The following is an 11292-nucleotide window of genomic DNA, read 5'->3' on the forward strand; positions in this document are numbered from 1 at the left end:
GGGCGATGCTTCTACAATTGAAAATAGAAGCAAAGAGGTCGGGGTCGTTTATTGTACAAATTTCGAAGATATCCCTCTTTTTTTGACATAAAAATTTAGGGCCCGTCCAGCTTCCTTTGGCTGATTTGTACTCAAGATATCTGCACCACGTTCAATAAAGCTAGCATACAACTGAAATCCTTTCTTGGCGGCTTGTCTGTCGAGGTTACCTTGGGTACCCAGAATGCACATAATCCCATGATCATGCAATACTTTGGTCAGTTCAGGGTCAGCTTCCCGTGTTCCCACGAAGGCTAGCAGCTTATTGTCAGGGATATCTTTTTCGTTGAGGCGGGCGAGGTCATCGAGATTCTTCACAGAAGCGGATATCATTAGATCCCCAGCTAGGTTATGCACTTTGCCGGCCTGACCAGCGCTATAAGTGATGATAACAACACTGGATTCGGCACGTTGCTGACGGATGACATTGATCACCGATTCGTAGGGCACATCATTTTTTATGTCCAGTGTAAAAATAACCTTTCCTTTTCCCCAAGCAAGTGCTTCGTCAAGTGTAGGGATCTTGTAAGGAGTTATTTTCTTGTTGTTGTCTAGCAAACGTAGTTTTTTGAGTTCGGCCAATGTGCGTTCACTGACGGATCCTCGACCTGTCGTGGTGCGATTGAGCGTATTGTCATGCATAAGTATCAGCGCCGAATCTTTGCTCAACCTAACATCGCATTCCACAATAACGGGTTGCAGCCCCGCATTGTAAGCGAAGGTCTCTAATGCATTTTCTGGATAGCCGGAAGTAGGACCACCACGATGCAGGCTGACCAGGGGATAACGATTATCATCGTAAGTCAGAAATTGATAGAGATCTTCTACGGTAGTCAGCTGAATACGCTTGCCCACAGGTAAGCCTTCGGTGTCGCCACTGTGGCGAAAACAGCTGCTGAGAAGTAGTACACAGCTTAAGAATAAAAAAAAGAAGTGTGGGCGTATGCTCATTATTAGCTATTGTACGATTAAGTATTATGCTGATTGATCAGGGTAACTAAAACCTCTACTGTTGTATTGAGCTGGTCTATTGTTAGATGGGCTTGGCTGTAGTAGGGCTCGCGTTCGGTTAATTTCTCTTCGATAAAGGCCCGTAATTCTTCCGGTGATTTGCCGATCAGAATAGGTCTTTTGTGTAATTTCGATTGTGACAGACGATCAAATAAGGCTTTGGGGCTCATTTGCAGATATACCGCATAACCATTGGCTTTGATCCAATCCATGTTGTCAAAAAAACATGGGGCACCACCACCGGTAGATATGACGGCATAGTTGTCCGCAAATTTGCGGATCTGTTCACGCTCAAGTTCTCGAAAGGCTGCCTCACCATGTGCACCGAAATATTCGGTAATGCTCATGCCAATCTGCTTTACGATCTCTTCGTCGGTGTCGATAAAAGGTAAATCTAATTTGTTGGCCAGCTTTTTCCCCAGTGTGGTCTTTCCACTGCCCATATAGCCAATCAAAAAAATAGGTTTAGGCATATTATTCTATTTGTCTTTACTTAAAAAATTGTCTTCAATCGTCTTTGCATCCGGGAAATTATTGTAATGCCATTTGCCCATTACATTTCCACCTTTTAACAAGATCACCCCCGGATTGGCTCTGACCATACTTTTCAACGGAATTAAATCCGCATAGTATATTTCAGCAATCAGCTGCATCTTGTCACTTAGGTATTGTGCATCTTTGGATGCTGAGGCAGTCAGTAAGACAACCCGAAGACCATTGTAATCTTTGGTCATCTGTGTCACCGTCTGATTGATTTTCTGGAGCGCATCTATATTGGTAGACGAAAGATCCTTGGCGACGATGATAACATTATAATAGGGGTTGGCAATGATGTCCTGCGTATGATCAGCGCCATCTGCGTCCGTGATCAATAGGTCGGGGATAGGAATATCATATCCTTTTTTGATAAGCCTGCTTTCCGGCTCGCCAATGATCTCCCAAGACTCGTCCTCCCAGAGCTTATCCGCCATATAGACTTTGTCATTGACTTTCTTGGTCTCGCCTGTCTTTTTGTTTTTCATGGTATAGAGCTGCTCAAAGACATCCCCTTCTTTTCCCTCTGGAAGAACCATTAGTGAAGGGAGATTATTGCCAATTTTATAGGGTAAGAAATCTATAAAAGGAAGATAGTTGACCGTATATACGCCGATACCCAAGGAAACAACGGCTGTAATCAATGTGACAACAAATTGATTGCCGGAGCCTTTGATAATAGATCGGATCTGTTTGCGGTAAAAAAAGATGATCAGGATCAGGGCCAATAGTACCAGATCTTTGGAAAAGGATTGCCAAGGAGTCAATGGAATGGCATCACCAAAACATCCACAGGAGGTGACAACTTCGAAAAATGCGGAATAAAAGGTCAGAAAGGTGAAAAACAGGATCAATAACAGTAATCCCCAAGCCACCAAATTGGCATAGACACCAAACAACAATAGAGCACCTAAAAGAATTTCAAAACCACAGATCACCACAGCAATGGCCGTTGCGTATTCATTGAAGGCTGTCAGGTGGAACACCTCAAAATATTCCTGCAGTTTATAACCGAAACCTGTCGGGTCATTAGCTTTGATAAATCCAGAAAAAATAAAGAGAAGTCCAGTGAAAATGCGGCAAAATCCTAAAAGGTAATTTGTCTTTGTTGTCTGTTGTGCTGCTGTCATTATCCGATTATTGTTGTGCTAGTCCTAATTTAATTAACGCAAAAACTGCGTAGTTGAGCATATCCTGGTAATTGGCGTGAATACCTTCGGAAACGATAGTCTGGCCATCATTGTCCTCGATCTGTTTGACCCGATGAATTTTCATTAGGATCAGATCTGTCATGGAAGAAACACGCATATCACGCCAAGCCTCACCGTAATCGTGATTTTTGGCCAGCATGAGGTCTCTGGTTTCCGTTACTTTTTCGGTGTATTTTTGATTGACAAAGGTGGGGTCAAGGTTTTCCTCGCCATCTTCACCCAGATCAATCTGGATCATAGCCATAATGCAATAATTGATAATACCGATGTATTCGTCCACGACACCCTCTCCAACCTTGGATACTTTTTTGACCTCGAGCGTACGTATGCGTTGTGCTTTGATATAAATTTGGTCGGTAATGGAAGACAGACGCATGATCCGCCAGGCCGTGCCATAATCTTTTGTTTTTTTTATAAATAAATCTTGACAGTGCTTGATAACACTGTTATATTCCTGAATAGTATCCATATCGCTTTTGAAAAGAACTTGATTAAACAAGTCGAGATTATAGGACAAATATAATTAGAAAATAGTACTTCTGATGGTCAAATGAATGTACAATTTGCGCTATTTTGCTAAAATTTAAATAAATATTTGAGATATTTCGACCATTAACGGTTTTAAAACTAACTTTATCTTAGTTTGATATTATGCGCAGAGTTGGTTGCCAACTTTGAATAGAAAGAAAATAGAAATTCATGAATTTTCAACAACCTATTATTCGCGAGGTAGAGATTACCCGATATGTTCAGCCATTTCGGGAAGGAGGATCTTTGCCGGCGCTGGTCGATGCTGATGATGGCTTTAGTTATGTCATCAAATTTAGAGGAGCAGGACAGGGACGAAAGGCACTGATAGCGGAACTGATCGGTGGTGAGCTGGCCAGGCTGTTAAAATTAAGAGTACCTGAAATCGTCTTTGCCCATCTGGATGAATCTTTTGGGCGCTCCGAACCGGATGAAGAAATACAGGATCTACTCAAATTCAGCGTGGGGAAAAACCTTGGGCTCCATTTTTTGAGCGGGGCAATTACTTTTGATGCCAATGTGGATGTGATCGGAGCGGAAGAGGCCTCAAAAATTGTGTGGCTAGATGCCTTGTTGATGAATGTTGACCGCACAGTCCGGAATACCAATATGTTGATCTGGCACAAAGAACTGTGGTTGATCGACCATGGTGCATCCTTGTACTTCCATCACAGCTGGGACAATTGGGAAGAACAATCTGCCAAACCTTTTGTGCAGATTAAAGATCATGTGTTGTTAAAAAACGCGACCATTGTTGAAAAAATAAATGCTGAATTCAGTCCTCTTTTTACGGAGGATGTTTTTCGTAAGATATTGGCTGTTGTACCGGACGAATGGTTGGAGGATTCCGAACGTGAATTGTCAGCAGCGGATGCGAGAGAGGTGTACGTTTTATTCCTGAAACAACGTGTGGCGAGTTCGTCAATTTTTGTAAAACAGATAGAAGATGCCAGAGAGAACCTTATATGAATATGCTGTGGTGCGACTGGTACCACGTGTAGAGCGTGAGGAATTTATCAATGTTGGTATTGCGCTCTACTGTCGCAAATATCGCTTTGCCAAGATGGTCTATGCCATCGACGAGCAGAAGGTGCGTGCGCTCTGCCCTAAAATTGAATTGGAACTAATCGAAAACCATTTGTCTTCCTTTCAACGGATCTGTAATGGCGATAAAGATGCCGGAAAACTAGCCGCGCTGGATATCACGGAGCGTTTTCGTTGGCTTACCGCCAAACGGAGCACGGTTATCCAGTGTTCGGCTTCACATCCCGGACTCTGTGAAGATCCCGAAGCAACACTGCAAAATTTGTTTGAGCGCCTGGTGCTTTAATAGACATTGTCAAGCTACCAAATGGAGCTTGTGCCAAAAAGAGGAAGAAATGCTGGTTGCAACGATGCCCTAGGTAATAAATTTGGAGTGGGTTTGGGACTCAAATAGAAAGAAAAAAATGATTTAATCGTAGCCTTATTGCTAATAAGGCTTAATCTATCAATATTGTATAGTATATTTGTTTTAATATTTACTTTTGAAGATGCATGATTTTTATCAACATATCTATGAGCAGCAATTAGCTGTTTTAGAAATGCCTTCCAATAAGAAGATCTGTGGCTGGGCAACCAAAATTTTGGATGTGCTTTTTCCGGAGCGAAATTCTGGCGAAATGAAATCGGTAGAAGATGTAAAACTTGCCTTTGAGCAATTTGAACTGGAGTTGGAACAGCTTCTGAGCAAGTCAAAAGCCTGTGGTCATTGCAATCATGCACAAGTGGCCCATCAGTTTTTTGAACGGATTCCGGCGTTGTACGAGCTGATGTGCTGGGATGCTGATGCATTGATGGATGGAGATCCGGCTGCGCAAAATAAGCGTGAGGTTGTACGCACCTATCCTGGTTTTTTTGCCATCTGTATTTTCAGAATGGCAAATGAACTCCACCGTCTAGGTGTGCCCCTGATCCCAAGGATATTGACCGAACATGCACATTCCAAGACAGGTATTGATATTCATCCCGGTGCGACCATTGGTCATCACCTTCACATAGATCATGGTACTGGATTAGTAATCGGAGAGACTTGTATGATAGGTAATTACGTTAAACTATACCAAGGTGTTACGTTGGGCGCATTGAGTGTGGACAAGGTCTTTTCGAATGTCAAACGCCATCCGACGATCGAGGACCATGTTATCATCTATTCCGGGGCGACTATTTTGGGCGGTGAGACACGTATAGGTCATCATTCAGTTATCGGTGGGAATGTTTGGTTGACGAGCTCGGTCGAACCTTATACTACAGTATACCATCAGGCAACGGCGAAATTTATAGATTCAAAACCAATCATATAGATACATTATGGGAAATATTATAGATACCATCGGAAATACACCCTTGGTGGAGATCACCCAATTTCATGCGAATCCCAAGGTACGGATCTTTGCAAAGATGGAGGGGAATAATCCGGCCGGCTCAGTCAAAGATCGCGCGGCATTAAATATGATACGTTCAGCAATGGAGCGTGGTGAAATTTCGAAAGAAAGCAAACTGATTGAGGCAACAAGTGGCAATACAGGGATCGCCCTAGCCATGATTGCCGGAATATATGGTTTAAGTTTGGAACTGGTTATGCCTGCATCGTCTACCCGCGAACGGACGTTGACGATGCAGGCTTATGGCGCCAAGGTTAAGCTCTTAGAATCTATGGAAATATGCCGTGACTATGCGGAGGAAAAAGCGTTGAAGGAAGGCTATTATATCTTAAACCAATTTGCCAATCCGGATAACTATAAAGCCCATATCAAAACAACCGGGCCAGAAATTTGGCGCGATACAGATGGAAAAATCACCCATTTTGTGAGTGCAATGGGGACGACGGGAACGATTATGGGGAATTCCATTTTTCTTAAAGAGAAAAATCCGGAGATACAGATCGTCGGTTGTCAACCTACACCCGAGTCATCTATACCTGGAATCAGACGCTGGCCAGAGGCCTATCTGCCAAAAATATTTGATCCAAGCCGTGTGGATCGTGTGATTGATATTTCACAACAGGAAGCGACCGAACTGGCGCGTGAATTGGTGAAACGCGAAGGGGTATTTGCGGGTATGAGTACAGGAGGGGCATTTGCTGGCGCATTGAAAATTACCAGCGAAATTGAGGAAGGGATCATTGTTTTTATCGCATGTGATAGGGGCGACCGTTATTTGAGCTCAGACCTATTTGGCTAGTCCTGGTCTGGTTTAACAGACTTGTCCTATAAATTATTTAGCCTGTCTTTATTATGTTAAAACCAAGCATAATAAAGACAGGTTTTTTTTGGGTCTTTCTTAGCGAGTCTAATCGTCTCAACGGATATTCCCGCTTTATTTGTCGTATCAGTTTTCATTGGACAATATATCTTCAATAAAGTGCTATCTGCTCAAATCGCATGTCCCCGCTATAGCAGCTGCCTCATTGCCAAACGTCTGCTCCTGTAGCCAAACGATTAGTGCTATTTACCCTGTCCGAACGTTAGCAAATTACTATCCGGATCTAATATGGAAAATTCGCGCTGGCCCCAAGGTTTTGTCTCCAGTTTGCCATTCGGATGGATGGCAATGTTGCGTGCTAAAAAAGATTGATAAAGTTCATCAATATCATCGGTGCGGATATAGATCATGCCATAATTTTCTTCGGGCGGCAGTTCCCTAAATTCAAAAAAATGAATCTCGATCTGATCTTTTTTAATCATCAGATATCCTTCATAATCTTCGGTGCCACAAGGTATGAAGCCCAGCTGACCGAAGTAAAAATCACTTGTGACAGCTTTGTCGCGCATCGGTAATTTGGGGTGTATCGCAGTTAGTCTCATCGTTTATTTATTTTATTTGAATCTTATTGAAATATAGTGATTTATCTTGGATCTTACACGTATACTTATTATTTTCCAAGTGGAATGCCAATACCGAAATATGGACTGTTATAAGTGTGATCTCATTGAACCCATGGATTTATCTTTATTGATCGTATTTGATTCTCATATTCTTCAAACAAATATCGATGCCGCATTTGATTCTGATGGCTGTGCAATCCACATTTACAGGTTGAACTCTTTTGCGATGTTTTCATGAGGTATAATGTCTAGTTATGACTTATTAGTATTTGTAGTTTTATTGATAAATAAAAGTTATTCAATTTTGTGTCAGATCAAAACACAAAATCATGTACAAAAAAGTGACTCCCACCATGCGATACAAGCATATACTCAACAAAAAGATTACTATCCGGGAAATCATCTTTATCCTCTTGCTTATCTTATGTCTGACACCAGTCGTATCAGCTCCTCTGGCGCTACTGCTGGGGATTATTGTTGCCCAGTGGATCGGACATCCCTTTTTGGCTGTTAATCACAAAGCCACGCAAATCCTTTTACAACTTTCTGTTGTTGGTTTGGGTTTCGGTATGCAGATTGACTCCGCTATTCAGACAGGCAAAGACGGATTTTTACTGACTGTTATCTCTATTATCGGGACATTGTCCCTGGGCTATGTATTGGGTAAATTATTAAAACTGGAAAAGCTAACTGCCTATCTCATCACCGTAGGAACGGCAATCTGTGGCGGAAGTGCTATTGCTGCGGTTTCGCCCACTGTGAAAGCCAATGAAAAGCAGATCAGTGTCGCTTTGGGAACTATCTTTGTCTTGAATGCACTTGCTTTGTTTGTATTCCCGGTCATCGGTCGTGCCCTAGATCTCTCCCAGACACAATTTGGACTTTGGTGTGCGGTTGCAATACAGGATACGAGTTCTGTGGTCGGTGCGGCAAGTAAGTATGGAACAGAAGCTCTTCAGGTGGCAACGACGGTTAAATTGACGCGGGCACTATGGATTATTCCGATTTCTTTGCTGAGTGCGCTTGCTTTTAATACCAAAGGGACGCGGATTAAAATTCCTTATTTTATCGGATTATTTGTATTGGCTATTATCTTGAATAGTTATATTCCATTTTTTCAAGAGATAGGAACTTATGTGGTTCATATTTCCAAAGTCGGACTAACATTGACGCTCTTTTTAATCGGAGCCAGCCTGTCAAGAGATGTGTTACTGTCTGTAGGTTATAAAGCGATCCTACAGGGGCTTGTATTGTGGTTGTGCCTTGCCATCCCTGTGTTAATTTATATTTATTTCTGTCTATAGAAAAGGGCAGCATCAAATAGCAATAGGGACCTGCTGTTGCTAGGGGAGTTAGGGTTGATATTTCAATAAAACCATATCTCTTAACAATTGACCGTTTTCATAGATAGGTTGTTCGTAATTCTCTATAAAGAAATTCGCACGGACACCATATTGAACAAAGCCATTACGTTCATAAAATCGGATCTGATCGAAACCACAATCGGCAGTGCCAACAATCAGGTTGGGGTATTGTGTACAATAAGTCTCCTGGATGTATTGTATTATTTTGCTCCCAAGTCCTTTGTTCTGATGTGAAGCAGCGACAGCAACATTTTTGATCTCCAGTGTCTCACTATCGATGGGGTATAAGCAAAATACGGCAATGGGCTGTTGCAGTTCCTGAACAACAAAGACGGAGGAATCAAAAAGGTACTTATTGATTGCGGTGACAGTCTCGTCTGCCAGAAGCAACAAATCATAAGGATAGTCCTTATGATTTGTGATCTGTTTTATTTCGAATTCAGCTAACATGTAAATAGCCTATCTGAAGTTTTTAAAATGAATCCTATTCGGATTGATTTAATTGAAGTGGTATAAAAAGATAACATCCCCAACATAAGCAGGTTTGGTACTATCCTTAATTTTTAAAGTTGCTTCAATGGTTACTTTGATCACTCCCCTGAGATTGACAACCGATTTAACATGTGTATGTAATTGTACTTCGTTATCGACCAAGACCGGTTGTGCAAAACGTAGGTTTTCGATGCCATAATTGATCTCCATTTTGACATTCCTTACTTCTGCAATCTGTTTCCACAAATAAGGAATTAGGGATAGGGTCAGATAACCATGTGCGATGGTCGATTTAAATGGACTCTCTGTTTTTGCTTTTTCGCTATCGAGGTGGATCCATTGGTGGTCTAAGGTTGCATCGGCAAACAGGTTAATCTGTTTTTGATCGATTGTATGCCATTGAGATTCGCCTAATGACTTTCCTTCAAAGGCTTTGTACTCTTCATAATTGTTAATTATTGTCATATGTTATGTCTTTATCGCTTTTCGTTGGAATTTGCTCCGTAGGTTACATACAGGAATATCAAATTTTGGCTAAAGATAACCATTGTCGTTAGCAATCCAAGTATGTCTGTTATTATATGTCTACTAGTTGAACTGATTGTCATCAGCTGAATATGCTGCAATTATCTTTTTTAAAGTGTGTGCCCCTATGATGGGGTGCCGTATGTCTTTTCTACATAAGCTTTGAAATTGTCCAAAATGGCTTGCCATCCCTGACGTTGCATTTCTACAGGGTTTTCGAATTCAGCATCAAAAATAACGGTAATCTCAGTCGTGGATTTTTTCGAGTTGAAATTTATGGTGACCTGACGGCCATCAGGCATCGTATAGGCTATTTTTTTGAAAGGTTCAAGTGCCGTATAGGTCCCTATAAAGTCAAAACCCATGGAACCGTCTTTTGCTTCCATCCGATTTTTGAATTTTCCTCCGATGCGTAAATCGTTAATAGCACCTGTACAATGCCAATCATCAGAAGCTTGATTCCATTGCATAATATCTTCTGCTGAGGTATAGGCGTTCCAGATGATCTCCACACGCACATCAATATGCGCTTGTATTTTTATCTGCTCCATATTATGTTACTGATTTTTTCTAAAGTATTTACAGTTTCCCTATTAATAACAGGAAAATTTATCTTTTGTTATGTCCCCTGTAAGATAATCATTAATATGCTTCTAAAAAAGATCATTAAGGATATTAGCCTGATGTGTTGTTCTTGGGAATAGACAATTTTGCGTTAAAAGGGAGGGGATCCGTTGGCTTTTTGTTAACTTTATGAATGTGAATCCTTAAACCCATTTATTATGTCTCCAAAATTCCTTATTGTATTCTTTTTATTGATTACTTCGAACAGGATCTTCGCACAGAAATATCGTACCCTAGCAGATATTAGTTATTGTAAAAATACCGATACCGACGCGTATAAAAAGGAACGATGCAAGCTGGATCTCTATATTCCGACTGACCGAAAAGATTTTTCCACGATTGTCTGGTTTCATGGTGGCGGACTGGAAGGAGGAAATAAATTTATTCCATTGGAGCTTAAAGAGAAGGGTGTGGCTGTGGTCGCTGTCAATTACAGGTTGAGCCCTAAAGAGAAAGCACCGGGTTATATTGAAGATGCCGCAGAAGCTGTTGCCTGGGCATTCGCCCATATTGCTTCCTATGGTGGTGATCCGGCAAAGATCTATGTGTCAGGACACTCTGCTGGAGGATATCTAGCGTTAATGGTGGGACTGGATAGCAGCTATCTACACAAATACGGAGTCGATGCGAATCGGATAAAAGGCCTGGCACCGATCAGTGGTCAGACCAATACGCATTATACCATTAAAAAGGAACGTGGACAATCTATGATCATCCCACAGATTGATCAGTATGCGCCTATAACCTTTGCACGAAAGGATGCGCCACCTATTGTATTGATCACAGGTGATGCGCGATTGGAGCTGCCCGCACGATATGAAGAGAATGCGCATCTCACAGCAATATTAAAGCAGGTCGGTCATGCAAAAACCTCTTTATACCAATTACAGGGCTTTGATCATGGAGCCGTCTATGCACCGGGTTGCTTGCTGCTACTTAATTGGATCAAGGAGCTGGAAAAATAAAACTAGGCCTTACAAAGTTAACACAATAGTGCTAAGCCATTGATTGATTGATTGATTGATTGATTGATTGATTGATTGATTGATTGATTGATTGATTGATTGATTGATTGATTGATTGATTGATTGATTGATT

Annotated in this window: 14 protein-coding genes; 6 read left to right on the forward strand and 8 right to left on the reverse strand. The window is 41.5% G+C overall.

What is annotated here, in order from left to right; all coding sequences use genetic code 11:
• Nucleotides 1–48 precede the first annotated feature (48 nt).
• Genes M2408_RS25965 through M2408_RS25980 form a run of 4 tightly spaced genes read right to left on the reverse strand, consistent with a single transcriptional unit; the run spans nt 49 to nt 3264 of the window.
• Entirely contained in the window at nt 49–990 is a 942-nt protein-coding gene (locus tag M2408_RS25965; RefSeq protein ID WP_259187490.1) for a glycerophosphodiester phosphodiesterase family protein, read from the reverse strand.
• Nucleotides 991–1007: 17 nt separating this feature from the next.
• Nucleotides 1008–1523 carry a shikimate kinase gene (locus M2408_RS25970; RefSeq protein WP_259187491.1) on the reverse strand — a complete coding sequence of 172 codons (516 nt, stop codon included), beginning with the start codon at nt 1521–1523 and terminating at the stop codon, nt 1008–1010.
• A 6-nt stretch (nt 1524–1529) separates the two neighbouring features.
• Nucleotides 1530–2714: a BT_3928 family protein gene (locus tag M2408_RS25975; protein ID WP_259187493.1), complete on the reverse strand. Its 1185-nt coding sequence runs from the start codon at nt 2712–2714 to the stop codon at nt 1530–1532.
• Between the two features lie 7 nt (nt 2715–2721).
• Complete coding sequence (locus M2408_RS25980) at nt 2722–3264, reverse strand: DUF1599 domain-containing protein (protein WP_259187495.1); 543 nt, start codon at nt 3262–3264, stop codon at nt 2722–2724.
• Nucleotides 3265–3494: 230 nt separating this feature from the next.
• Here M2408_RS25980 and M2408_RS25985 point away from each other — a divergent pair, with 230 nt between their 5' ends.
• The 4 genes from M2408_RS25985 to cysM all read left to right on the forward strand — a co-directional run bounded on the left by M2408_RS25985 (nt 3495) and on the right by cysM (nt 6545).
• Nucleotides 3495–4292, forward strand: coding sequence for a HipA family kinase (locus M2408_RS25985; RefSeq protein WP_259187496.1), 798 nt, complete (start codon nt 3495–3497; stop codon nt 4290–4292).
• Nucleotides 4270–4653, forward strand: a complete 384-nt coding sequence (locus M2408_RS25990) for a DUF3037 domain-containing protein (protein ID WP_120259515.1) — start codon at nt 4270–4272, stop codon at nt 4651–4653. Before M2408_RS25985 ends, M2408_RS25990 begins: the two co-directional genes overlap by 23 nt.
• 202 nt (nt 4654–4855) lie before the next feature.
• Complete coding sequence (locus M2408_RS25995) at nt 4856–5665, forward strand: serine O-acetyltransferase (protein WP_259187497.1); 810 nt, start codon at nt 4856–4858, stop codon at nt 5663–5665.
• A gap of 7 nt (nt 5666–5672) precedes the next feature.
• Nucleotides 5673–6545: a cysteine synthase CysM gene (cysM, locus tag M2408_RS26000; RefSeq protein ID WP_259187498.1), complete on the forward strand. Its 873-nt coding sequence runs from the start codon at nt 5673–5675 to the stop codon at nt 6543–6545.
• A 263-nt stretch (nt 6546–6808) separates the two neighbouring features.
• Here cysM and M2408_RS26005 read toward each other — a convergent pair whose 3' ends face one another.
• Nucleotides 6809–7168: a VOC family protein gene (locus M2408_RS26005; RefSeq protein WP_259187499.1), complete on the reverse strand. Its 360-nt coding sequence runs from the start codon at nt 7166–7168 to the stop codon at nt 6809–6811.
• A 350-nt stretch (nt 7169–7518) separates the two neighbouring features.
• Between M2408_RS26005 and M2408_RS26010 the strand changes: the two genes are divergently transcribed.
• The gene (locus M2408_RS26010) at nt 7519–8493 is read left to right on the forward strand and encodes a YeiH family protein (protein ID WP_120259519.1); all 975 of its coding nucleotides are present in this window, start codon (nt 7519–7521) and stop codon (nt 8491–8493) included.
• Nucleotides 8494–8541: 48 nt separating this feature from the next.
• Here the strand turns inward: M2408_RS26010 and M2408_RS26015 are convergent, their stop codons facing one another.
• The 3 genes from M2408_RS26015 to M2408_RS26025 form a co-directional block, all read right to left on the reverse strand.
• Nucleotides 8542–9003: a GNAT family N-acetyltransferase gene (locus M2408_RS26015; RefSeq protein ID WP_259187500.1), complete on the reverse strand. Its 462-nt coding sequence runs from the start codon at nt 9001–9003 to the stop codon at nt 8542–8544.
• A gap of 48 nt (nt 9004–9051) precedes the next feature.
• On the reverse strand, nt 9052–9510 hold the full coding sequence (locus M2408_RS26020) for a MaoC family dehydratase (protein WP_259187501.1): 459 nt from the start codon (nt 9508–9510) through the stop codon (nt 9052–9054).
• Between the two features lie 185 nt (nt 9511–9695).
• Complete coding sequence (locus M2408_RS26025; RefSeq protein WP_259187504.1) at nt 9696–10121, reverse strand: SRPBCC family protein; 426 nt, start codon at nt 10119–10121, stop codon at nt 9696–9698.
• Between the two features lie 231 nt (nt 10122–10352).
• Here M2408_RS26025 and M2408_RS26030 point away from each other — a divergent pair, with 231 nt between their 5' ends.
• Nucleotides 10353–11159, forward strand: a complete 807-nt coding sequence (locus tag M2408_RS26030; RefSeq protein ID WP_259187506.1) for an alpha/beta hydrolase — start codon at nt 10353–10355, stop codon at nt 11157–11159.
• The last annotated feature ends 133 nt before the right edge of the window (nt 11160–11292 follow it).

This window comes from Sphingobacterium sp. BIGb0165 (genome assembly GCF_024810095.1).
Taxonomy (GTDB): domain Bacteria; phylum Bacteroidota; class Bacteroidia; order Sphingobacteriales; family Sphingobacteriaceae; genus Sphingobacterium; species Sphingobacterium detergens.

What these genes read in the sequence shown, in the direction of transcription:
- M2408_RS25985 (WP_259187496.1), top strand. Translation starts at nt 3,495, where the DNA reads ATGAATTTTCAACAACCTATTATTCGCGAGGTAGAGATTACCCGATAT.
- M2408_RS26005 (WP_259187499.1), bottom strand. Translation starts at nt 7,168, where the DNA reads ATGAGACTAACTGCGATACACCCCAAATTACCGATGCGCGACAAAGCT.
- M2408_RS25995 (WP_259187497.1), top strand. Translation starts at nt 4,856, where the DNA reads ATGCATGATTTTTATCAACATATCTATGAGCAGCAATTAGCTGTTTTA.
- M2408_RS26025 (WP_259187504.1), bottom strand. Translation starts at nt 10,121, where the DNA reads ATGGAGCAGATAAAAATACAAGCGCATATTGATGTGCGTGTGGAGATC.
- M2408_RS25980 (WP_259187495.1), bottom strand. Translation starts at nt 3,264, where the DNA reads ATGGATACTATTCAGGAATATAACAGTGTTATCAAGCACTGTCAAGAT.
- M2408_RS26010 (WP_120259519.1), top strand. Translation starts at nt 7,519, where the DNA reads ATGTACAAAAAAGTGACTCCCACCATGCGATACAAGCATATACTCAAC.
- M2408_RS25965 (WP_259187490.1), bottom strand. Translation starts at nt 990, where the DNA reads ATGAGCATACGCCCACACTTCTTTTTTTTATTCTTAAGCTGTGTACTA.
- M2408_RS26015 (WP_259187500.1), bottom strand. Translation starts at nt 9,003, where the DNA reads ATGTTAGCTGAATTCGAAATAAAACAGATCACAAATCATAAGGACTAT.
- M2408_RS26020 (WP_259187501.1), bottom strand. Translation starts at nt 9,510, where the DNA reads ATGACAATAATTAACAATTATGAAGAGTACAAAGCCTTTGAAGGAAAG.
- M2408_RS25970 (WP_259187491.1), bottom strand. Translation starts at nt 1,523, where the DNA reads ATGCCTAAACCTATTTTTTTGATTGGCTATATGGGCAGTGGAAAGACC.
- M2408_RS26030 (WP_259187506.1), top strand. Translation starts at nt 10,353, where the DNA reads ATGTCTCCAAAATTCCTTATTGTATTCTTTTTATTGATTACTTCGAAC.
- M2408_RS25990 (WP_120259515.1), top strand. Translation starts at nt 4,270, where the DNA reads ATGCCAGAGAGAACCTTATATGAATATGCTGTGGTGCGACTGGTACCA.
- M2408_RS25975 (WP_259187493.1), bottom strand. Translation starts at nt 2,714, where the DNA reads ATGACAGCAGCACAACAGACAACAAAGACAAATTACCTTTTAGGATTT.
- cysM (WP_259187498.1), top strand. Translation starts at nt 5,673, where the DNA reads ATGGGAAATATTATAGATACCATCGGAAATACACCCTTGGTGGAGATC.